Below are 21917 nucleotides of genomic sequence, written 5' to 3'. Positions count from 1 at the left end.
TTAATCGCCGGGGGCCGAATCCGGACAGTTTTCTGTCGGAGGGTCGAACTAGTGTTCGGGTTATGGGTAGGGACGCGTTCGCCGATCGGGACGCCATCATGGGGTGTCTCGATGAGCAGGAGGCGATTAGTGCCCGGTTGGCGCAGTGTTCGTTCGACGCGTTGAGCCCCGAGGAGCTGGTAGCGGTGCTGGCCCGCCGGGAGGCGTTGGCGCGGCAGGCGCCGGTGATCGATCATCAGATCCTGGCCCGGCTGGTGGCCGAGGGCCATGGTGAGGTCTTGGCCGGGTGTTCGCTGGCCAAGGCGTTGAGTGAGCGGTTGCGGATCAGTTCGGCCGAGGCCCGGCGACGGGTGGACGAGGCCGCCGAGTTGGGCCCGCGCACTTCCATCACCGGTGAACCCCTTGAACCGGTGCTGCCGGCGCTGGCCGCGGCCCAGGCCGCCGGGCAGGTCGGCCCCGAGCACGTAGCGATCGCCCGTAAGGCCATGGAGAAGATCCCGGCCGGGGTGTCGGTTGCCGATCGCGAGCGCGCTGAGCGTGAGCTGGCGGAGCTGGCCACGTTGTTCGCCCCGCAGACCTTCCAGCGCCTGGCTGTTCACCTGATCGCGGTGCTGGATCAAGATGGCGACGAGCCCGACGACCGCCAACGCCAAGCCCAGTACGGGCTGCGGTTAGGTCCGCAACGAGCCGATGGACTGAGCAGCCTGTCTGGCAAGATCAGCCCGGAGCTGCGGGCGACCTTGGAGCCGGTACTGGCCAAACTGGCCGCCCCGGGGATGTGCAATGCCGCCGATGAACAACCCTGCGTGTCCGGCACCCCCAGTCAGGAACAGATTGAGCACGATCACCGCAGCCGCGATCAACGCCAGCACGACGCGTTGCTGGCTGCCTTACGGGCGGTGCTGGCCGGTGGGGACCTGGGGCAGCTCAACGGCTTGCCGGTGACCGTGATCGTCTCGACCACCCTGGCCGAACTGCAGGCCGCGTCCGACCACGCACCTGACACCGATCAGCCACCGACCGAACCGGCACCACCGCAGCCGCCGGTAGGCGAGTCCTGCATCACCGGCAAGGCGTACACCGCCGGCGGCAGCCTACTGCCGATGAGTGACCTGCTGCGGATGGCCGGCCACGCGTATCACTACCTGAGCATCTTCGACGGCCACGGTCGGGCGCTGTGGCTGGGCCGAGCGAAACGGCTCGCCTCCGCCGATCAGCGCATCGTGTTGCACGCACGCGATCGTGGCTGCACCCGGCCGGGGTGTTCGGTGTCGGGGTATCTGTCCCAGGCACACCATCTGGAACGCGATTGGGCTGACAACGGCCAAACCGACGTCGATTCCCTCGCGCTGGCGTGCGCGCCGGATAATCGGATGGCCTGCGAGCAGGGCTGGGTCACCCGACTCGGCGAATCCGGCCGGGTCGAATGGGTCCCGCCGCCCAAACTCGACCACGGCCAACCCCGTGTCAACCCCTTCCACTTCATCGAAGCCGTCATCGACTACCACCGCCGACCGCCGCCCGAGGAGCTGCCACCGCCCGAGGCCGAGTGGCCGTGGCCCGACGACCCGGTTCGCGATGATCCATTGTTCGACGACCCACTGTTCGACGAGGCCAGCTACGAAGCCGTTCCCGTCGAGGGCCCCGTCCAACGACACCTCTTCGAGGAAGACGACTGGGCGGAAGCCGGATAAGGACGGCGGCTAAGCGGATGCCGTCGGCGGGTAGCGCAGCACCGCTGCGACGCCGTCGGCCGGATGGATTGTGCCGCCGGCGGCCACCACGGCCGCGCCGACCGCGATCGCGCTCCACGGCAGTGCCTCGTCGGCGCGAAGCGTATATTCCGGTGCCGCACCGTATTCGGAGAGTACGTCGGCATCCGGCGCGGTAACCGCGAGGTCGGTGTCGGCCACCACCGTCGCATCGCCGATGTCGCCGATGATCAGCGTCTCCACCGCGCCCTGGCTCAGCCCGGCACACACTGCGGCGAGCCCTTCGACCGCCAGCCCGGACAGCCGGCCCGATTCGGCGGTGAAGCGCTGCACCGCGTCTTGGATGTTCTCGAGTTGCCTTCGCAGGCATTCGGCTTCGATCGCGTCTTGTATGTCACCGGCGTCGTGTCCCCGGGCGCCGACCGGGAGCTCCCGCGCCAGCGCCGTGATCCGCTTCGGCAACGCCTCCAGCAATGCCGACCGAGACTGAACCTCGCCGACGACGAACACCGCGTCGAGATCGGGCGGGTCGGCGAGTTCGGTGACCCGGGCGGCGACGGCGCGGACGTTTTTGCGAACGGCCTCCTCGATATGCGGTTGCACGTCCCCGTAGCCGGGGGTATCGGCTCCGGCGGCCTTGTGCACCGGATAGCCGCCGCCGTCAACGGTTTCCGAGCGCAGTGCGCCGTCGGCGTGCACGGTGATGTCAGCGCCGGTCTGGTCGACTTCGGCCAACACGTAGTTCGGGTACTCGAAGCCGTGCTCGATGATCGGCAGCAGGTAGGGAAGTCGGGACAGGCGAGCAGTGCTCGCTGCAGGCGCCTGCAGATGCTCGTTGAGCACGACGCCGTCGGCGTCGGCGATCACCGCGCGCCCACTCTTGCCGACCGGCGGCCGCAACTCCCGCACGGCGCGTTCGACCTCGCCGACCAGCTGCTGATCAGCGCCCTGTTGGGTGAGCTGTTCACAGACCGCGCGCCAGGTGAGGTCGAGTTTGGTGGCCGCGTCCTCGGTGTCGTGCGAGTCCTCGAAGTACACCGAGATGAACGGGGCACGGGCGGTGAGCAATCCACGGAATCGTTCGGCATCCACGGCTATCCGGGTTGCCCGGTGATCGGCCCGGCAAACGTGGTCGGCACGTTCGGCATGGTTGCCGAACCGGTTCGGCGGGTATGCAGACCGGAGTGCAGTCGCTGATTGGAGGTCTCATGCCCAAGACGACGAAGAGCGGCGCCGCCAAGCAAGGCGAGTTGCCCAGCACGCTGCAACGATCCAGCGCGAAGGCGCAACGCACCTTCGCCAAAGCGCACGACGCGGCCGCCAAGGAGTACGGCAGCGAACAGCGCGCCCACCGGGTCGCCTACGCGGCGCTCAAACACAGTTTCGAGAAGGTCGGAGACCACTGGGAGCCCAAGAAGAAGCGCGGCCCGTCGGATAAGCGTGCTCAGGGCGGGGGCCCGAACAACTCGGGACCGTCCGCCGAGGGTGTCGACGCCAACGCCAGCAAGCAGCATCTGATGGACGTTGCGCGTCGGCTGGACATTCACGGCCGCTCGACGATGAAGAAATCGGAACTGGTCACGGCGATCAAGAAGCACAACCGCCGTGTCCGGGGCAAGTAGCCGCACTCCGGTCACATCGGCGATCACCGGGCGTGGATGTCCGCCGCGCTGGCCGCCGCGGTGGGGATGCCGTTGATGACGGTGTAGGGCGCCCGGATCAGTGGTTGGGCCACATTGCGCACCGGCACACCGCCGGCGGTGCGGCCCGCCTCAATTCCAGAGTGGGCGTGGCCGTGCACCGCCAGGTCGGCCCCGGCGTCGTCGATGGCCTCGGCCAGCAGACATGACCCCAGAAACGGATAGATCTCCGGAGGCTCGCCGAGCAAGGTGTCGGCAACCGGGGAGTAGTGCAGCAGCGCGATCCGGTAGTCGGCGTGCAGCGCCCCAAGGCCCTCGCGCAACCGGGCCGCCGCGGTCGTGGTGGCGGCGACGAACGCCTTCATCTCCGGCTCGCCGAAGGCGGTCGCACACCGGCCGGCGAAACCGCCGCCGAAACCCTTCACGCCGGCGATTCCGACCCGCCGGCCCGCGACGTCGACGGTGTGGGTCTCGCCTTCCAGGACGACGATCCCGGCGTCGCGCAGCGCGTCGGTGATCTCGTCCTGCTGATTCCGGTGATAGTCGTGATTGCCGAGCACGCACACCACCGGTACCGGGCACCCGGACAATTCGTCGGCGACCACCCGGCCCTCGGCGGCGGTCCCGTGGCGGGTCAAGTCCCCGGCGACCAGCAGCATGTCGGCCCGATCATCGATATGGTGCCAGCGCATCGTGCCGCGCGAGTCCTCGCCCAAGTGGATGTCGCCGACCGCGGCTACCCGGATCACCCGGTCACCTGCTCGATGGGTTCGCACAGCTGCACCACTTCGATGTCGTTGACCACGACGCGCGGTTCGACGATGCCGCGAACGACCGTCTCGATGGTCGCCCGGCGTTGCGGGCCGTTGACCGACCCGGTCAGACACACGGTGTCGGAGTGGATTTCGATCCCGATGCCCAGCTCGCCGATCTCCGGGTCTTCGGCGAGCTGGCGTCGCACCGCCGCCACCAGATGATCCGGCGGATCGGGTTCGGCGGCATCATCGGCGTCGACGATGGACAGCCCGCACAACAGCTGCCAGAACGCCTCGGCGAACGGTGAACCCCGCAATCGCAGCCGCAGCCGGCCCCAATCGACCTGTTCGCGCAGGATGCGCGCGACGACGAGTAGCTCGGCGTAATCGCAGCGGTGACAGTCCAGCACCGCGAGCTTCTGCACCATCAGGTCGGTGGCGCTGATGACCCGTGCGGTCACCGAGCCGACCGGAAGCAGCGGGGCGCGCGCAATGGTCTCCGCGCTGACCGGGGTGTCGCCGAGCCGATGGATCAGATCGATGAGCACGTCGCCGTCGAACACCTTCAGCAGCCAGTCCTCCGGCGGCTGGAACCGCGACATTCCGGTGCGGGTGAGGGCTTGCGCGGCGCGTTCGGCGTCGGACGGTTCCAGCAGCAGATCGATGTCGTGCTGCGAGTGCGGGCCGCCGCGGGCATACACCGCGGCGCCACCGGCCAGTGCGAAGGGCACGTCGGCGCGTTGCAGCGCGCCGATGGCCCGGATCAGCGTGGTCAAGAAGGTGGCCTCATCCATGCCCGGGCCGCCCGTCGGGCAGGTCTGCGATCGGTGTCCGGTCCAGCTGTGTCAGCAGCTCCTCGGCGTTGTCGAAAACGCCCACCGCGCCTGCCGTTTCCAACTCGGCGCGGGACACGCCGCCGCTGAGCACGCCGATACACGGCAGGCCGGCGCGCACGCAGGCCGCCACGTCCCAGACCGCGTCGCCGACGAAAACCGCCCGCTCCGCCGTCGCGCCGATGCGATCGAGGGCGATCCCGATGATGTCCGGCTCCGGTTTGGCGATGTCGACATCGGCGGACGAGGTGACCGCGGCGATCAGGTCGTCGCAGTCGAGCGCCTTGCGCAACACCGCCAGCTCGTCGTCGGGCGCCGAGGTGGCCAGCACTACCGGCAGATGGAGGGCGGCGATGCGTTCCAGCAACCGCCGGGCGCCCGGCAGCGGTGACAGCAGCGGCGCCGACTCCAGGTAGAAGCGCGAGTGCAGCTCTTTGAGGCGCCGGCGGACGTCGTCGGGTGCGTCGTCAGACAGCAGCCGCACCAGCGCGGATCCGTCCATGCCGATGGCGCGGTGGATGCGCCAGGATTCCACCTCGATGCGCTGCTCGGCGAACGCCCGACGCCAGGCGTGCACATGCAGGTAGTTCGAATCGACCAGCGTGCCGTCGACGTCGAACAACACAGCCGATTGCGCGGTCACCATCGTCCCCTCTCGTTCGCGGATGGTCCTGGCCGTTTGCGGATGTCCCGGCTGGGATACCCCACGCAGGGAATTCCAAATACGCCGACGAGAGGAACCGTGGTGGCTACCGAGGACCCCAAGCAGCGACAGCTCGACGAGCACCGGTACGACCGGGAGTCCGGGTACCTGACCACCCAGCAGGGGCTGCGGGTCGACCACACCGACGACGCGCTGACGGCCGGGGAGCGCGGGCCCACGTTGCTGGAGGATTTCCACGCCCGGGAGAAGGTCATGCACTTCGACCACGAGCGGATCCCCGAGCGGGTGGTGCACGCTCGCGGGTCGGGCGCCTACGGCTACTTCGAGCCCTACGACGATTCACTCGCCGAGTTCACCGCGGCGAAGTTCCTGACCTCGCCGGGCACCAAGACCCCGGTGTTCGTGCGGTTCTCCACCGTGGCCGGCTTCCGCGGATCGGCCGACACCGTGCGCGACGTGCGCGGGTTCGCCACCAAGTTCTACACCGAGCAGGGCAACTACGACCTGGTGGGCAACAACTTCCCGGTGTTCTTCATCCAGGACGGCATCAAGTTCCCCGACTTCGTGCACGCGGTGAAGCCCGAACCGGACAACGAGATTCCGCAGGCGCAGTCCGCCCACGACACGCTGTGGGACTTCGTGTCGCTGCAACCGGAGACGCTGCACGCCATCATGTGGCTGATGTCGGACCGGTCCTTGCCGCGCAGCTTCCGGATGATGCAGGGCTTCGGTGTGCACACCTTCCGCTTCGTCAACGCCAAGGGGCAGGGCACGTTCGTGAAGTTCCATTGGAAGCCCAAGCTCGGTGTGCATTCGCTGATCTGGGACGAATGCCAGAAGATCGCCGGAAAAGACCCGGACTTCAACCGCCGCGACCTGTGGGATTCGATCGAGGCCGGCCAATACCCGGAGTGGGAGCTGGGTGTGCAATTGGTGGCCGAGAGCGACGAATTCAATTTCGATTTCGACCTGCTGGACGCCACGAAGATCATTCCCGAGGAACAGGTTCCGGTGCGTCCGGTGGGCAAAATGGTGCTCAACCGCAACCCGGACAACTTCTTCGCCGAAACCGAGCAGGTGGCCTTCTGCACGGCCAACGTAGTGCCGGGAATCGATTTCACCAACGACCCGCTGCTGCAGTTCCGTAACTTCTCCTACCTGGACACCCAGTTGATCCGGCTCGGCGGACCGAACTTCAACCACCTGCCGATCAACCGGCCGGTGGCGCCGGTGCACACCAACCAGCACGACGGCTACAGCCAACACGCCATCCCGGTCGGCAAGTCCAGCTACTACAAGAACTCGCTGGGCGGCGGCTGCCCGGCTTTGGCCGGCGGCGACGACGAGGTGTACCGGCACTACACCCAGAAGGTGGACGGCGACAAGATCCGCAAACGCGCCGCCAGCTTCGAGAACCACTACAGCCAGGCGCGGATGTTCTACAAGAGCATGTCCGAGCCGGAGGCCAAGCACATCGTCGCCGCGTACGCGTTCGAACTGGGCAAATGCGAAACCGTCGAGATCCGGCAGCGCGTGGTCGAGCAACTCAACCACATCGACCACGACCTGGCGCGCCAGGTGGCCGAGAAGCTGGGGCTGTCGGCGCCCGATGAGCGCCAGCTCGATGCCGCAGCCGAGAAGGTCGGGACGTCGCCGGCGCTCTCGCAACTGCACGCCGCCACCGTTCCGCCGGAGTCCCGGGGCGCGCCCACCATCGAAAGCCGCAAGATCGCGGTACTGGCGGCTGACGGTGTCGACGTTACGGGCGTCCAAAGCTTCGTCGAGGCGATGCGCCGGCGCGGCGCCGTCGCCGAAGTACTGGCCCCGACCGGCGGCGGCGAACTCGCCGGCGGCTCGGGTGGGCAGCTGGGCGTCGACCGGGCGATCACCACCATGGCCTCGGTGCTCTATGACGCGGTGGTGGTGCCGTGTGGTCCGGAGGCGATGCACACGCTCGCCGCCGACGGCTACGCCATGCATTTCATCACCGAGGCCTACAAACACCTGAAGCCCATCGGGGCGTTCGGGGCCGGTGTCGAGCTGTTACCCAAAGCGGGAATCGTCGAGCGGTTGGCCGAGGACACCGGGGTCACCGTCTCGACCGGCGTGGTCACCACCACGGCGGCCGCCGGCGATCTGGGTGAGGAGTTCTTCGACGCCTTCGCCGCGGTGCTGGCCAAGCACCGGGTCTGGGACCGGGCGGCCGACGCGGTGCCCGCCTAGCCCGCCGGGAGCCGGGTCCGGGTTCGGGCCCGGCTTCAGGTCACCGCGCGCAGCGGGCGCCCGGATTTCTGCACGTCGGCCAGGGCGTCGGCCAGCGAGGGCACCAGCGGCAGACGGGACTGCGGGTCGCAGATCCGCAGCACGCTGGTCACCGCCGGACTCGGTACCACCATCAGCCGGGTCTGCGCCGCGGCGCAGCGGGCGCTGACCGATTGCAGCGCGGTAAATCCGACCGTGCCAATGAATGCCAGCTCGGCCAGGTCCAAGATCAGCCACTCGCAGCAGTCGGCGCAGCGTCTGGCGTAGTCGGCGAACGGTGCGGCGTTGGCCGCGTCGATCTCCCCGTCCGCGGCAACCACCGCTCCCGACCGACCCCAGTGGATGGTGAATTTGGCGGTATGGCTTCGCCAGGCCTGCGTGGATTCCGTTGCGGGAGTGGCGAAAGCGGTTTCGGTAATCCTGCTGGTTGTCATTTGTGGCTCCATCAGTCGACGAATCGTGCTGTTGGATCACGTCAGCGTAATCTCTTGGCGAGCAACATAAAACACGGTGACGTTCAGTTGCGGCTGTGAACTCAACCGGAGGAACCAGACGTTACCCATGCCCGCTTCGATTGGCAAAGAGATCGGCGACAAACTCCGCAAAATCCCAGTGAAACCTTAACTTTCAATTTGCGAGTAACGAAGATCTTCCCGCCGACCAGGCCGCCATCATAAGGTCGGCGAGCCTGTTCTCGACGACATCACGGGCCCGCATGCCGAATACCACGTCGGCCTCCAGCTGCGGCGCGTGACGTATCAGGTCGCCGACCACGCCGGTGCGCACCACCTGTTCGTGCACCGCGTCGGCCACGACGTGCTCGGCGTAGAACGCCACGCACGGCTCCGGGGCGCCCAGCCGCCGCAGCGCGGCCACCAGGCGGGCCGACCCGGGCGGGGAGGTGATCTCGGTCGAGGCGAAGTGCCCGACGGCCGCCCCCCGCCACCGGCGGTGTAGCCCGAACAGCGACATCAGGTTGACCACCGCCAGCGACTCGGCGGGAACAACGTCGAGGTAGACGAGGTAATCGGCGTCCAAGCCGGCGGCGTTGAGCAGGTCGGCGAACAGTTGCTGATGCACCCGCGTCCCTCGACCGGCGCCGTACTCGTCGAACTCGACCGCGACGAAGGAGGCCTTGGCCTGGCCGGTCAGGCGCGGGATGGCAAAGGCGTGCGGATCGCCTTCCTTGAGGTGATACAGCGACCGGTGCACGAAGTACTCCCGAGCCTGTTCCCAGCTGCCCAGATCGCGCAGATACCACGAGGGTCCACTGCCGCGCACGGGTTCGGTTGCCGCAGCTTCCATTTCGTCGTTCACATTGATGTCCGCCGGTATCGGGCCGACGTCCCGACGAACACTATCGAGGAATACGCGCTCCATCCGCGCGCGTAGTTCCAATAAGGTGGCGTCCCACTCCCACCCCGGGTCCACGCCGGCGAAGCCGCGGTAGTGCAGCTCGTAGCAGACGTAGAGGGCCAGCTGCAGGTCCCGCCCGTAGGGGTCGGCGCCGGTTGTCGCGACGGCGACGTCGCCGGTCGCGCCCGCGGGCCGGCGGAGCAGCCCGCAGACCGCGGCCGACAGCGGCCCACACGCCACGGGTAGCTCGGGCTCGGTCGCGGGATCGGTGCGCTGCGGTGCGATGGTCACGCTCGCGGGTACCCGGGCCACGGCCGGGGCCAAACGACGCCGCGACCGTCCGCGCTGTTTCGGGGGCGGGCCGGTGGGTACCCGAGCACCATGACACGGTTCGGCTACACCCTGATGACCGAGCAGAGCGATCCCAAGGATCTTGTCCGTTACGCCGTCTCCGCCGAAGAACGAGGCTTCGACTTCGAGGTGTGCAGCGACCACTTCTCGCCCTGGCTGGCCTCGCAGGGCCACGCCCCGAACGCGTGGGCGGTGTTGGGGGCGGTCGCGCAGGCCACCGAACAGGTCGGCCTGTGTTCGTATGTGACCTGCCCGACGATGCGCTACCACCCGGCGGTGGTGGCGCAACAGGCCGCCACCGTGCAGATCCTGGCCGACGGCCGGTTCACGCTCGGGCTGGGCAGCGGGGAGAACCTCAATGAGCACATCGTCACCGGCGCCGGCTGGCCGAACGTCGGGCGCAGACAGGCCATGCTCGGTGAGGCGATCAAGATAATTCGCGAGCTGTTGATGGGGGAGACGGTCAATCTGCGCGGTGACCACTTCGAGGTCGACCGGGCGCGGCTGTGGGACCTGCCGGAGATTCCCGTCGCGCTGGCCGTCGCGGTCTCCGGGGACAAGGGCGTCGACAGATTCGCCGCCGCCGCCGACGACCTGATTGCGGTACAGCCCGACGCGGACCTGGTCAGCGCCTGGCACACCGCACGTCGGGCATCAGGGCTGGGCGACGGCCGGGTCATCGGGCAGCTACCGGTGTGCTGGGACCCCGACCGCGACGCCGCGGTGCAGCGCGCCCACCGGCAGTTCCGCTGGTTCGGCGGCGGCTGGCTGGTCAATTCCGAGTTGCCCACACCGGCCGCGTTCGCCGCCGCCACCCGGTTCGTCACACCGCAGGACGTCGCCGACGCCATCCCGTGCGGCCCGGACCTGGATCCGATCGTCGAGGCGGTGGGCGCCTACCGCGATGCCGGGTTCACCGACATCGCGCTCATCCAGATCGGCGGGGAGTCCCAGGATGCCTTCCTCAACGAGGCCGCGGAACCGCTGCTGGCGGCGCTGCGCGACGCCGCGTCCTGAGCGGTCCCGGTTTCGGGTGCGGCCGCGGCGGGTACCAGAGAGCCATGGACGAGACCGAGTACCCGATCGATGAGGCCCGTACCACGCGGCCGCGGGCCGGAATGATGTTCAAGGATCGCCGTGAGGCGCCGGGCCTGGCCATGCTGCTGATGGCGGTGCTGGCGCTGGTGGGCTTCATGAGCGCCGCCGTGCAGCATCACGCCGGCTGGTCGCTGGGATTCGGGATCGCGGCCCTAGCGCTGGCCGTCGGAGGCGTGGCCTGGATATGGGTCGGGCGAAACCGCGCCATCCGGGCGACCGGGGCCGGTAATCACCGGCGTCAGACCTAGCGCGCCTGCGGCGAACCGGGACACCGCCTGGGCCCCGGTCAGTGCCGCCTCCTGGTGGCCCGGCCGGCTGCGGGTGGCGATGTCACCCGAGGCCGGGTTCAGCGTGACCTCGGCTAACAATTCGCCGGTGGTCGGCTCGCAGACCGCCCACAGGTAGCGGGTGTCGTCGGCCCAGCCGGACTCCGCCTTAGCGACGTAGTCCCGGTCGGACTCCCCGAGGTCGGCCAGTGTCGGACGGTCATCGACGCGATCATCGGCCCGTGGCATCCGTAGATACCACGGGCCGGCGTTGATCTCGACGGGCTCGATGGCCGAGGCTCCGCTACTTGATCTCGCAGAGCACCGTGCCCTGGGTGATGGCCGCGCCGGCCTCGGCGGCCAGGCCGGTGACCACACCGTCCTTGTGCGCCGTCACCGGGTTCTCCATCTTCATCGCCTCCAGGACGACGACCAGGTCACCGGCGGCGACCTCCTGGCCCTCCTCGACGGCCACCTTCACCACGGTGCCCTGCATGGGCGCGGTGACCGCGTCACCGGAAGCCGCCGCCCCGCCGTGCGCACCGCGCTTGCGGGCCTTGGGCTTTTTGCGGATGACTCCGGCGGCACCGCCACCGCCACCGCCGCCAGCGAGGGCCAGGTCACCGGGCAGCGACACCTCCAGGCGCCGGCCGCCGACCTCCACGACCACTTTCTGCCGCGGCTGCGCGTCCTCTTCGTCGAGGGGCTCACCGCCGGTGAAGGGCTCGATGGTGTTCTCGAACTCGGTCTCGATCCAGCGGGTGTGCACCGAAAAGCCGTTCTCGTCGCCGACGAACGCCGGGTCGCGCACCACCACGCGGTCGAACGGGATGACCGTGGCCAGCCCCTCGACGTGGAACTCGTCCAGGGCCCGCCGGGCGCGCTCCAGCGCCTCGGTGCGGGTCGCCCCGGTGACGATCAGCTTGGCCAGCATCGAGTCGAACTGGCCGCCGATCACCGAGCCGGTCTCCACACCGGAGTCCATCCGGATGCCGGGACCGGTCGGCGGGTCGAAGCGGGTGACCGGGCCGGGGGCGGGCAGGAAGCCGCGGCCGGCGTCCTCACCGTTGATCCGGAACTCGATGGAGTGACCACGCGGCTCGGGGTCCTCGGTGATGTCGAGCTGCTCGCCGTTGGCGATGCGGAACTGCTCGCGCACCAGGTCGATACCGGAGGTCTCCTCGGTGACCGGGTGCTCCACCTGCAGGCGGGTGTTGACCTCCAGGAAGCTGATCAGTCCGTCCTGGCCGACCAGGTACTCCACGGTGCCGGCGCCGTAGTAGCCGGCCTCCTTGCAGATCCGCTTGGCCGACTCGTGGATCTCCTTGCGCTGCGCGTCGGTCAGGAACGGTGCCGGTGCCTCCTCGACCAGCTTCTGGAAGCGGCGCTGCAGCGAGCAGTCCCGGGTGCCCGCGACGACGACGTTGCCGTGCTGGTCGGCGATGACCTGGGCCTCGACGTGGCGGGGCTTGTCCAGGTAGCGCTCCACGAAACACTCGCCCCGGCCGAACGCCGCGATCGCCTCGCGGGTGGCCGACTCGAACAGCTCCGGGATCTCCTCGATGGTGCGGGCCACCTTCATGCCGCGGCCGCCACCGCCGAACGCGGCCTTGATCGCCACCGGAACGCCGTACTCCTTGGCGAAGGCCACCACCTCGTCGGCGTCCTTGACCGGGTCCGGGGTGCCGGGCACCAGCGGCGCCTTGGCGCGGGCGGCGATGTGCCGCGCGGTGACCTTGTCGCCGAGGTCACGGATCGACTGCGGGCTCGGCCCGATCCAGATCAGCCCGGCGTCGAGCACGGCCTGCGCGAAATCGGCGTTCTCCGAAAGGAAGCCGTAGCCGGGGTGGATCGCGTTGGCACCCGACTGGGCCGCGGCGTCCAAGATCTTCTCGAAGACCAGGTAGGACTCCGCCGAGGTCTGACCGCCCAGGGCGAACGCCTCGTCGGCGAGCCGCACGTGCGGTGCGTCGGCATCGGGCTCGGCGTACACGGCCACGCTGGACAACCCGGCGTCGCGCGCCGCGCGGATCACCCGGACTGCGATCTCCCCCCGGTTGGCGACGAGCACCTTGGAGATCTTCGAGCTGGCATGGTTCGCCACTGGCCCTCCTGATGGCATGTTTAAGAAATGTCTTTAAGAATGTAGTTCACAGCAGTGTAAGGCGCGACCGCCGAACCGGTTTCGGTGCCCCTTAGGCAGCCCGTAACCGCCTCTTGATCCGGGTCAGCATCGCCGACATCCCACGCAGCCGCAACGGGCTGATCAGCGCCGCCAGCCCCAGACTCGAGGCGAAATCCTCCGGCACTGCCAGGATGACGTCGGCGGGCTGGCCGTCGAGGCCCGCCGCCCAGATCGACGCGAACCCGCGCGTGGTGGGCGCCTCCGGGGGAGCGCTGAAATACAACCGCACCCGCTGCCGGTCGGCGGCGTCGACATGCAGGAACAACGGCGACTGGCACTCCGGCACCGGCTCCATGGCGGATTCGACCAGGTCGTCGGGCAGGTCCGGGAGCTCGTCGGAGAATTCCAGCAGCAGCTTGAGTTTGTCCTGCCCTTCGACTTCGGCGAAGTCGGACACCACCTGCGCCAGGCCCTCCGGAAGGCTCATCGGGCCGGCACGGCTCCCGGTGCTTCACCGTCCACGATGGGCACCCGCACGGTGTTGCCCCACTCGGTCCAGGAGCCGTCGTAGTTGCGCACGCCCGCCATACCGAGCAGGTGGGTCAGCACGAACCAGGTGTGGCTGGAGCGCTCCCCGATGCGGCAGTAGGCCACCGGATTGTCGCCCGGCTTCAAGAAGCCGTAGAGCTGTTCGAGCTCCTCGCGTTTGCGGAACCGGCCGGCGTCGTCGGCCGCCTTGCTCCACGGGATGGAGATCGCGGTGGGAATGTGGCCGCCGCGCAGCACACCCTCCTCCGGGTAGTCCGGCATGTGGGTGCGCTCGCCGGTGTACTCCTGCGGCGAGCGGACGTCGATCAGCGGCGCACGGCCGATGATCTCCAGCACGTCTTCCTTGTACGCCCGGATCGGGGCGTCGTTGCGCTCGACGACCGGGTAGCCCGTCGTGGTCTTGCTCGGCACCTCCAGGGTGGTCTCGCGGCCCGAGGACACCCACAGGTCGCGCCCGCCGTCGAGCAGCCGCACATCCTCGTGGCCGAACAGCGTGAACACCCATAGCGCGTAAGCCGCCCACCAGTTGGACTTGTCGCCGTAGATCACCACGGTGTCGTCGCGGGAGATGCCCTTGCGGTTCATCAGGTCGGCGAACTGCTCGCCGGAGATGTAGTCCCGGACCGGCGCGTCGTTGAGGTCGGTGACCCAGTCGATCTTCACCGCGCCGGGAATGTGGCCGACGTCGTAGAGCAGCACGTCCTCGTCGGACTCCACCACCACGAGACCGGGTTTACCGAGATTTCCCGCGAGCCAGTCGGCGGTCACCAACCGTTCCGGATGGGCGTAGGACTGCAGGGCGGGGCTGGGGTCGGCAGGCACTGGCACGGTGTCGAGCCTACTCACTCCGGTCCCGCGCCGCGCGCGAGACGGCGCTGAATGCTGCGGCAACCGCGGGGATTGGGTCCGCAGCAAGCGGGTACCCAGTTGCCGATGGCTGACGCACCCAACGGAGGAACGTTTCATGGCTGACAGCAAGCAGGCTTCGGTGACCACAGATGTCGTCGACATCCTCACCGCCGACCACAACGAGATGATCGAGCTGCTGACCGAAGTCGAGAGCACTGCCGACCCCGACGCTCAGCGTGACATCGCCGACACCGTCACCGCCGAGGTGATGCGTCACGCCGTGGCCGAGGAGATGTTCGTCTACCCGGTCATGGAGGACAAGCTGCCCGGCGGCTCCGACGATGTGAAGCACGACAAGGAAGAGCACGACGAGATCGTGAAGGTCATGAAGAAGCTCGAGGACGTCGCCGCATCGGATCCGGAGTTCCTGGGCCTGACTCGAGAGCTGAAGTCGCTGCTGCGTCATCACGCGCACGACGAGGAATCCGAGCAGTTTCCCAAGCTACGGGAACATCTTTCGGCCCGGGAGCTCGTCGAGATGGGCGAAAAGGTCCAGAACGCCAAGAAATTGGCGCCAACTCGCCCGCACCCGCAGGCACCGCATTCGGAGTTGTTCCACAAGACCCTCGGCGCCGGGGTGGGCATGGTCGACCGGATCCGCGACAAGCTGACGGGCCGACAAACCGGCTCGTCGTCGTGATTCGTTGCCGGCCCGGCTACACCGGATTGGCCGCCCACAGTGCGGCGACGGACAACCCGGCCCCGGCGAGCAGCGACCGCACCAGCGGCAGGCTGATTCCGACCACACTGGACGGGTCGCCGTCGACGCCGTCGACGAACCAGCCGCCCAGCCCGTCCAGGGTGAATCCGCCGGCCACCCGCAGCGGTTCGCCGGTGGCCAGGTAGGCCTCCAGATCGTCATCGGTGGGTATCCCGAATCGGACTGTGGTGACCGCCGTTTCCGCGGCGCGATGTTGAATCACATTGTCCTGTAACCGGATAACGCTGTGACCGGTGTGAAGCTGTCCGGCGCGTCCGGCCATCGACCGCCAACGGCGGCGTGCCTCATCCACCGACGGCGGCTTGCCGGCCAGCTCGCCGTCGATGTAGAGCATCGAATCGCAGCCGATCACCACGCAATCAGTCGCGACGGATCGGTCCAGGATGCTCGCGACGTGTTCGGCCTTGGCGCACGCCAGGGTTCGCACCAGATCGGCGGGACCGGTATCGGGACCCAAGTTCGCCATCACGGCGTCCTCGTCCACGCCGGACACCACCACCAACGGGTCGACGCCGGCTTGGCGCAGCACGCCCAACCGGCCCGGCGAGGCCGATCCGAGAACCAGGCGCGTCACCGGTTGCGCCTGTGGCGCCGTTCGCCACCGCAAGCGGGAGGCATCCCGGCGGCCTCGCCGGCGCTCGGCGTCGTCACCGGCGCATATGAGTGCGCTCCAGCAGGGTCACCCGCTGCCAGCTGAACAGCGGATACCGCAGCTTGTCGACCGGGTGGCCCCACATGTTGCGCTCCGGCGGGCCGGTCTCGGCCGCGCCGCCGCCGGCCGTGCCCAGCACCGCGACCAGGGCGGCGACCTCTTCGTCGGTGGGGTTGCCCTTGAGCACCCGGATATGCGGCTCGGCCGCGGCGGTGGCCTCGTCGGCTTCGGCGCTCACTGCGCTCACTCCGCTCACTGGGCTCACAGGGGGATGTTCCCGTGCTTCTTGGGCAGCGGCTGGACGATCTTGCGTTCCAGCAGCCGCAGCGACGTCGCGATGTAGCCGCGGGTGTGCGACGGCGGGATCACCGCGTCGACATAGCCGCGCTCGGCGGCCACGTACGGGTTCACCAGGGTGTCCTCGTACTCCCGCTGCAGGTTCAGCCGCAGCGCGTCCACATCCTCGCCGTTGCGGGCCGCCTCGGAGAGCTGCTGGCGGTAGACGAACCCGACCGCGCCGGAGGCGCCCATGACCGCGATCTGAGCCGTCGGCCAGGCCACGTTGACGTCGGCGCCCATCTCCTTGGATCCCATCACGCAGTACGCGCCGCCGTAGGCCTTGCGGGTGATGACGGTGATCTTGGCGACGGTGGCCTCACCGTAGGCGTAGAGCAGCTTGGCGCCGCGGCGGATGATGCCGTTGTATTCCTGCTCGGTACCGGGCAGGAAGCCGGGCACATCGACCAGCATCACGATCGGAATGTTGAAGCAGTCGCAGGTCCGGATGAACCGGGCGGCCTTCTCCGAGGCGTTGATGTCCAGGCAGCCGGCGAACTGGGTGGGCTGGTTGGCCACGATGCCGACCGGACGGCCCTCGATGCGGCCGAACCCGACCACGATGTTGCCGGCGTAGCCGGCCTGCACCTCGAGGAACTCGTCGTCGTCGAGGATCCGGGTGATCACCTCGTGCATGTCGTACGGCTGGTTCGGCGAGTCCGGGATCAGCGTGTCCAGCTCGATGTCCTCGGTGGTGAGGTTGTCCTCGATCGCACCGTCGGCCGGCGGCACCGCGAAGCGCGGCGGGTCGGCGTAGTTGTTCGGCGGCAGGTAGCTGAGCAGGTCGCGCACGTACTCGAAGGCGTCCTGCTCACCGGAGGCGACGTAGTGCGCGGTGCCGGATTTACCCATGTGGGTGTGGGCGCCGCCCAGCTCCTCCTGGGTGACGTCCTCGCCGGTGACGGTCTTGATCACGTCGGGCCCGGTGATGAACATCTGGCTGGTCTGGTCGACCATCACGATGAAGTCGGTCAGGGCGGGGGAGTACACGTGGCCGCCGGCGGCCGCGCCCATGATCAGCGAGATCTGCGGGATCACCCCCGAGGCCAGGATGTTGTTGTGGAAGATCTTGCTGTACAAGCCCAGCGAGACCACGCCCTCCTGGATGCGGGCACCGGCGCCGTCGTTGATCCCGATCAGCGGCCGGCCGGTCTTCATGGCCAGCTCCTGGACCTTGACGATCTTCTCGCCGTAGACCTCACCGAGGCTGCCGCCGAAAACGGTGGCGTCCTGGCTGAAGATGCAGACCTCGCGGCCGTCGATGGTGCCGTAGCCGGTGACCACCCCGTCACCGAGCGGGCGTTTCCCGGCCAGGCCGAAGTTGGTGCTGCGGTGCTTGGCCAGCGCGTCGAGCTCGATGAAAGACCCCTCGTCGAGCAGGGCCAGGATGCGCTCGCGGGCGGTCAGCTTGCCCTTGGCGTGCACCTTCTCCACCGCGGCCTCACCGACCGGGTGCAGCGTCTCCTGGGCGCGACGCTTGAGGTCGGCAAGCTTGCCTGCGGTGGTGTGGATGTCGACGACGTGCTCGCCCTGGGCTTCTACAGCGGACTGTCCGGAGTGCTCAGTAACGGTCATAAGAAATGATCTTAATCGCGAGCTATCGGATCAGCCGCGCGGACCCGCTAACACGACACCGGTGCCCGCGCCGCGATGCGGATTTCCCGGTCCGGGGGTTGCCCTCGGGTGCCGGTTTACCGGTTCGGTGGCAACGGGTACGCGGCCGCTATGAAGCCCAACGTCTCGATCACTCATCCCGACCGGGTGCTCTTCCCGGCGTCCGGCACCCACGAGGCGATCACCAAGGGCGATCTCATCGACTACTACGCCGAAATCGCGCCGGTGATGGTGCCGCACCTGGACGGTCGCCCGCTCACGCTGACCCGGTATCCCGGCGGTATCGACAAGGAGGGGTTCATTCAGCAGAACTTCGCCGCCACACTGCCGGACTGGATGGACCGGGTCGAGGTCGCCCGGAAGTCCGGCGAGGGCACCGTGGTGCATCCGGTGGTGACGCGGGAGGAGGCGCTGGTGTGGGCGGCCAACCAGGACTGCATCACGCTGCACTCCTGGCTGTCCCGGCGTCCGCACCTGGAGACACCCGATCGGCTGATATTCGATCTGGATCCCGCCGATGACGACTTCGCGGTGGTCCGGGCGACCGCCCGGGCGGTCGCCGACGTCGTGCAGGAACTGGGGATGACGGCCTACGTGCAGACGACCGGTTCGCGCGGCCTGCACATCGTGGCACCGCTGGGCGGGGACGCCGATTTCGACACCGCCCGCCAATTCGCCCGCACCATTGCCGGTCTCGTCGTCGACGACGACCCGCTGCATCGCACCCTTGAGATCCGCAAGGCCGGCCGCGGCGGCAGGGTGTATGTGGACGTGATGCGAAACGCCTACGGCCAGACCGGCGTTGCGCCGTACGCGGTACGGGCTCGCGCCGGGGCGCCGGTGGCACTCCCGCTGGAGTGGGACGAGCTCGACGTACCCGGTATGCGCCCGGACGGCTGGACCCTGCGCGATGTGCCCAAGCGGATGTGCGAACGCGGCGATCCCTGGGCCGACATGTACCGGCAGGCGTGCGCGCTGGCCCCGCTGCGGAATCGACTCGCCAAGCTCGGCGCGTAGCGGAAGGCAGGACCGGGTAGCAGAAAGCAACGGCGTCAGGCCGCGGCCGTCCCGGGTTCAGGCGGTTCGGTGACCCGCTTGACGAAGTCGCCGATGTAGCGGATCGCCCGCCGTCCCTCCGGTAGCACATCGGCGGCCAGCGGGAAATCGTGAATCTGGCCGTCCCACAGGTGCAGATCGCACGGCACGCCGGCGCTGCCCAGCCGCTCGGCCATGACCTCGGCATCGGGCAGCAGCAGCTCGTCGCAGCTGGCGTGGATGGTGACCGGTGGCAGTGCCGAGAGGTCGGCATCCACCGGCGACACGACTTGGGCGCGGCGGAGATAGCGGGTGAACGCCGGCAGCGCCCCGCACGGGAACATCGCGCACCGGTTCGCGTTGCGATGCCGCATCTTTGCCGTCGGATCGGCGTCGGTGAACGGTGAAACCACCGCAATACCAGCAGGGTTGGGAAGATCGTATTGCGCGGCGGCCAGGGAGGTCATAAAGGCCAGATAGCCGCCGGCCGAGTCGCCGGCGATCACGATTCGTTCCGGGTCGTAGCCGCGCCGGAGCAGCCATCGCAAGCCGTCCAAGCCGTCCTCGATCGCGTCGGATACCCCGTGCGAGGGCAACATTCGGTAATCGATGTTGAGGACGGCTGCCTCCGCCGCCCGCGACAGCCGGGCCACCAGGGCGCGGTGGGTGTTGAGGCCACAGGTCAGGAATGCGCCGCCGTGCAGGTAGAGGATCGCTCGCTGCGTCGACGTCTGCTTGGCCTGAACACGTTCGGCGACACAGGAACCCAGCCGAACTCGTTCGACCGTCACGGCCGGCCGGTAAGGTACCCAGCCGGCGAAGCGGTCGACCGAGGCGAACGGCCACGGCATGTCCGGCCGAATCGCCCATGCGCGCACCACGTTCTTGACTACGAGCCTGCTCGCCAGCGACACCGCAACCGATTGTGTGCTGTGACATCGGTGGATTCGTCGCCTCGACCCCCCGGTGCCCACTCCGATCACCCCCCTAAGTGCCGCTGAGGGGCCGGGTACCCCGCGGTCGGGCGTTTCAACCGGCGCCGCCGGGATCCCGGCTCTAAGCTGGCGAAATGAATGTTCCGCCGCTCGACGCAACCGTTCTGCGTGACGGGCTCACCGGGCTCGGCCGGCCGTGGCGTGCACTGGACGTGGTCGCCGAGACCGGGTCCACCAATGCCGACCTATTGGCCCGCTCGGCCGCCGGTGAGGACATCGACGGCGCGGTGTTGCTGGCCGAACACCAGACGGCCGGACGTGGACGGCACGGCCGGGACTGGGTGGCGCCTGCGGGCAGCCAGCTGGCCGTGTCGGTGGGGGTGGCCGCCGACATGGTGCCGACATCGGGCTGGGGCTGGCTGACGCTGGCGACCGGCGTCGCGGTGGCCGACGCACTCACCGAGGTCTCGGGCCTGCCGGTCGGTCTGAAGTGGCCCAACGACGTGATCGTGGGCGCAGACCACCAGGGCAAACTGGCCGGGATCCTCGCCGAGGTGGCTGCCCCCAAACAGCTCGTCGTGGTCGGACTCGGCCTGAACGTCACCATGACCGCGCAGCAGGTGCCGGATCCGCGGGCGGTCTCATTGGCCATGCTGGGCGCTGCGGCGATCGACCGAAACGTCTGGGCGGACAAGATTCTTCGGAACCTGGCGGCCCGGATCGCGGCCTGGCGTGCGGCCGGCGGGGCCGACGAGGCGCTGACCGCGGACTACCGCGGGTACAGCTGCACGCTGGGCGCCCGGGTGCGCGCGGAGATGCCCGGCGGCCAGCAGATCGAGGGCCTCGCCCGGGCCATCGACGACACCGGCCGACTGGTCATCGACACCGGAAGTGAAACGGTCACCGTGTCGGCCGGCGACGTCACCCGGCTGCGGCCGAACAGCTAGGGCCGGCCGTGGGTTATCCCGAGAGCGTGCTGGCCGACGACGAACAGGTGGTACTGCACCGGCACCCGCACGTCAAACGCCTGCTCGGTCCGGTGCTGGCGCTGCTGCTGGCCACCGCCTGCGCCGGCTTCGCATCCGGGTTCGTCAACCCGCGGGCCTGGGATCCCAACGCCAAGAACGTGGTCTTCGCGGTGATCTGGGCGATCTGGCTGGTGGTGGTCGGCTGGCTGGCGCTCTGGCCGTTCCTGAGCTGGCTGACCACGCATTTCGTGGTCACCGACCGGCGCGTGATGTATCGGCACGGCTTGCTGACCCGCAGCGGCATCGACATCGCGCTGGCGCGGATCAACAGCGTGGAATTCGTGCACGGGCTCATCGACCGGATGCTGCGCACCGGGACGCTGATCATCGAGTCGGCGTCACAAGAACCGCTGGAGTTCTACGACATCCCGCGCGTGGAACAGGTGCACGCGCTGCTCTATCACGAAGTCTTCGACAACCCGTCCGCTGCCGGTTGATGCCGGGCCGGGCGCCGGAACAGGGTCACCACACCGGCGTGGCCGTCGGGTGAGGACTCGGCGGTCTCTTCCAAGGTGTCCTCGAGAGCCTCGACGAGCGCGCCGTCCTCGATGGAGGCGCTCAACGCCGAGTCCGGGGTGCGGCCGAACTCGTCGGGGAAGACCCAGCGGCGGAACGCCCAGAACCGGAACGCCATCTGCAGCAGGTTGCCGATGATGTAGGCCGAGATGAAGTCGGCGATGTTCTCCATGGTCAGCGACACCATCGGTGCCCGCAGCTGTAGGACGTAGCTGGAGAACCACAACGGCGCCATCGACAACAGCACGCCCACGCCGCTGACCCCGAAGAACAGCAGTGCCTCGTGGTGGCGCTCCCGGCCACCCCGGTCCTTGAAGCTCCACTCACGGTTGAGGATGTAGGACGCGATCACCGCGACGATGCCCGAGATGACCTTGGCCGTGACCGGCTTGGGTTCCAGGATGGTCAGCTTGAGGGTGTAGAACAGCGCCGAGTCGATGACGAAGGTGGTCGCGCCGACAATGGCGAATTTGATCAACTCGTGGTGGCGCTCGGCCAGCGGCCGGATCACCCGCGGCAACCGGGCGATCGTGGCGTCGGTAAAAGACACAAGTCGCCAG

Annotated in this window: 24 protein-coding genes; 9 read left to right on the top strand and 15 right to left on the bottom strand. The window is 68.4% G+C overall.

Annotated elements, in window-relative coordinates; translation table 11 throughout:
• Window positions 1-62 precede the first annotated feature (62 nt).
• Window positions 63-1694, top strand: coding sequence for an HNH endonuclease signature motif containing protein (locus tag BST10_RS01485; protein WP_083036000.1), 1632 nt, complete (start codon window positions 63-65; stop codon window positions 1692-1694).
• Window positions 1695-1703: 9 nt separating this feature from the next.
• On the opposite strand, the gene BST10_RS01480 is transcribed toward BST10_RS01485, so the two are convergent.
• Complete coding sequence (locus BST10_RS01480; protein ID WP_083035998.1) at window positions 1704-2804, bottom strand: Rv2629 family ribosome hibernation factor; 1101 nt, start codon at window positions 2802-2804, stop codon at window positions 1704-1706.
• 116 nt (window positions 2805-2920) lie between these two features.
• Here BST10_RS01480 and BST10_RS01475 point away from each other — a divergent pair, with 116 nt between their 5' ends.
• Window positions 2921-3334 carry a ChaB family protein gene (locus BST10_RS01475; RefSeq protein WP_083036143.1) on the top strand — a complete coding sequence of 138 codons (414 nt, stop codon included), beginning with the start codon at window positions 2921-2923 and terminating at the stop codon, window positions 3332-3334.
• Between the two features lie 23 nt (window positions 3335-3357).
• On the opposite strand, the gene BST10_RS01470 is transcribed toward BST10_RS01475, so the two are convergent.
• The 3 genes from BST10_RS01470 to BST10_RS01460 are packed head-to-tail and all read right to left on the bottom strand — an operon-like array spanning window position 3358 to window position 5586.
• Window positions 3358-4101 (bottom strand): metallophosphoesterase family protein, encoded by a 744-nt coding sequence (locus BST10_RS01470; RefSeq protein WP_083035996.1) that lies wholly within the window; start codon window positions 4099-4101, stop codon window positions 3358-3360.
• Entirely contained in the window at window positions 4098-4901 is an 804-nt protein-coding gene (locus BST10_RS01465) for a nucleotidyltransferase (protein ID WP_083035993.1), read from the bottom strand. The genes BST10_RS01470 and BST10_RS01465 overlap by 4 nt, the downstream gene beginning before the upstream one ends.
• Entirely contained in the window at window positions 4894-5586 is a 693-nt protein-coding gene (locus tag BST10_RS01460) for an HAD family hydrolase (protein WP_205277414.1), read from the bottom strand. Before BST10_RS01460 ends, BST10_RS01465 begins: the two co-directional genes overlap by 8 nt.
• Before the next feature lie 96 nt (window positions 5587-5682).
• Here BST10_RS01460 and BST10_RS01455 point away from each other — a divergent pair, with 96 nt between their 5' ends.
• Complete coding sequence (locus BST10_RS01455; protein WP_109559350.1) at window positions 5683-7827, top strand: catalase; 2145 nt, start codon at window positions 5683-5685, stop codon at window positions 7825-7827.
• A gap of 35 nt (window positions 7828-7862) precedes the next feature.
• Here the strand turns inward: BST10_RS01455 and BST10_RS01450 are convergent, their stop codons facing one another.
• Window positions 7863-8300: an STAS domain-containing protein gene (locus BST10_RS01450; RefSeq protein WP_232062403.1), complete on the bottom strand. Its 438-nt coding sequence runs from the start codon at window positions 8298-8300 to the stop codon at window positions 7863-7865.
• Between the two features lie 193 nt (window positions 8301-8493).
• Window positions 8494-9513, bottom strand: coding sequence for an iron-containing redox enzyme family protein (locus BST10_RS01445; RefSeq protein ID WP_083035990.1), 1020 nt, complete (start codon window positions 9511-9513; stop codon window positions 8494-8496).
• Between the two features lie 90 nt (window positions 9514-9603).
• Here BST10_RS01445 and BST10_RS01440 point away from each other — a divergent pair, with 90 nt between their 5' ends.
• Window positions 9604-10590 carry a TIGR03557 family F420-dependent LLM class oxidoreductase gene (locus tag BST10_RS01440; RefSeq protein ID WP_083035988.1) on the top strand — a complete coding sequence of 329 codons (987 nt, stop codon included), beginning with the start codon at window positions 9604-9606 and terminating at the stop codon, window positions 10588-10590.
• Window positions 10591-10634: 44 nt separating this feature from the next.
• Entirely contained in the window at window positions 10635-10919 is a 285-nt protein-coding gene (locus BST10_RS22885; protein WP_049792916.1) for an MFS transporter, read from the top strand.
• Here BST10_RS22885 and BST10_RS23630 read toward each other — a convergent pair.
• The 4 genes from BST10_RS23630 to BST10_RS01420 form a co-directional block, all read right to left on the bottom strand.
• A complete protein-coding gene (locus BST10_RS23630) occupies window positions 10824-11228 on the bottom strand; it encodes a GNAT family N-acetyltransferase (protein WP_083036135.1) in 405 nt (134 codons plus the stop codon). The genes BST10_RS22885 and BST10_RS23630 overlap by 96 nt on opposite strands.
• A gap of 13 nt (window positions 11229-11241) precedes the next feature.
• A complete protein-coding gene (locus BST10_RS01430) occupies window positions 11242-13041 on the bottom strand; it encodes an acetyl/propionyl/methylcrotonyl-CoA carboxylase subunit alpha (RefSeq protein ID WP_083035986.1) in 1800 nt (599 codons plus the stop codon).
• Window positions 13042-13132: 91 nt separating this feature from the next.
• Window positions 13133-13549 carry a SufE family protein gene (locus BST10_RS01425; RefSeq protein WP_013829973.1) on the bottom strand — a complete coding sequence of 139 codons (417 nt, stop codon included), beginning with the start codon at window positions 13547-13549 and terminating at the stop codon, window positions 13133-13135.
• Entirely contained in the window at window positions 13546-14439 is an 894-nt protein-coding gene (locus BST10_RS01420; protein ID WP_083035983.1) for a sulfurtransferase, read from the bottom strand. The genes BST10_RS01425 and BST10_RS01420 overlap by 4 nt, the downstream gene beginning before the upstream one ends.
• 136 nt (window positions 14440-14575) lie before the next feature.
• Here BST10_RS01420 and BST10_RS01415 point away from each other — a divergent pair, with 136 nt between their 5' ends.
• A complete protein-coding gene (locus BST10_RS01415) occupies window positions 14576-15160 on the top strand; it encodes a hemerythrin domain-containing protein (RefSeq protein ID WP_083035981.1) in 585 nt (194 codons plus the stop codon).
• Between the two features lie 16 nt (window positions 15161-15176).
• Here BST10_RS01415 and BST10_RS01410 read toward each other — a convergent pair whose 3' ends face one another.
• The 3 genes from BST10_RS01410 to BST10_RS01400 all read right to left on the bottom strand — a co-directional run bounded on the left by BST10_RS01410 (window position 15177) and on the right by BST10_RS01400 (window position 17804).
• The gene (locus tag BST10_RS01410; protein ID WP_083035979.1) at window positions 15177-15815 is read right to left on the bottom strand and encodes a Maf family protein; all 639 of its coding nucleotides are present in this window, start codon (window positions 15813-15815) and stop codon (window positions 15177-15179) included.
• 73 nt (window positions 15816-15888) lie between these two features.
• Window positions 15889-16131 carry an acyl-CoA carboxylase subunit epsilon gene (locus BST10_RS01405; protein ID WP_371869223.1) on the bottom strand — a complete coding sequence of 81 codons (243 nt, stop codon included), beginning with the start codon at window positions 16129-16131 and terminating at the stop codon, window positions 15889-15891.
• A 23-nt stretch (window positions 16132-16154) separates the two neighbouring features.
• The gene (locus BST10_RS01400; protein WP_083035976.1) at window positions 16155-17804 is read right to left on the bottom strand and encodes an acyl-CoA carboxylase subunit beta; all 1650 of its coding nucleotides are present in this window, start codon (window positions 17802-17804) and stop codon (window positions 16155-16157) included.
• Between the two features lie 150 nt (window positions 17805-17954).
• Between BST10_RS01400 and ligD the strand changes: the two genes are divergently transcribed.
• The gene (gene ligD, locus BST10_RS01395; protein ID WP_083035974.1) at window positions 17955-18860 is read left to right on the top strand and encodes a non-homologous end-joining DNA ligase; all 906 of its coding nucleotides are present in this window, start codon (window positions 17955-17957) and stop codon (window positions 18858-18860) included.
• Between the two features lie 35 nt (window positions 18861-18895).
• Here ligD and BST10_RS01390 read toward each other — a convergent pair whose 3' ends face one another.
• Window positions 18896-19792: an alpha/beta hydrolase gene (locus BST10_RS01390; RefSeq protein ID WP_235673630.1), complete on the bottom strand. Its 897-nt coding sequence runs from the start codon at window positions 19790-19792 to the stop codon at window positions 18896-18898.
• Window positions 19793-19947: 155 nt separating this feature from the next.
• On the opposite strand from BST10_RS01390, the gene BST10_RS01385 reads away from it, so the two are divergent.
• Window positions 19948-20760, top strand: a complete 813-nt coding sequence (locus BST10_RS01385; RefSeq protein WP_083035970.1) for a biotin--[acetyl-CoA-carboxylase] ligase — start codon at window positions 19948-19950, stop codon at window positions 20758-20760.
• Between the two features lie 8 nt (window positions 20761-20768).
• Complete coding sequence (locus tag BST10_RS01380; RefSeq protein ID WP_083035969.1) at window positions 20769-21278, top strand: PH domain-containing protein; 510 nt, start codon at window positions 20769-20771, stop codon at window positions 21276-21278.
• Here the strand turns inward: BST10_RS01380 and BST10_RS01375 are convergent.
• Complete coding sequence (locus BST10_RS01375; RefSeq protein WP_083035967.1) at window positions 21242-21907, bottom strand: GtrA family protein; 666 nt, start codon at window positions 21905-21907, stop codon at window positions 21242-21244. The two genes, BST10_RS01380 and BST10_RS01375, sit on opposite strands and share 37 nt — an antisense overlap.
• Window positions 21908-21917: the final 10 nt, after the last annotated feature.

The organism is Mycolicibacter algericus DSM 45454 (genome assembly GCF_002086455.1).
Classification (GTDB): domain Bacteria; phylum Actinomycetota; class Actinomycetes; order Mycobacteriales; family Mycobacteriaceae; genus Mycobacterium; species Mycobacterium algericum.
Note: the sequence above shows the minus strand (reverse complement) of the source record. Positions and strands in the feature narration are given on the sequence as shown.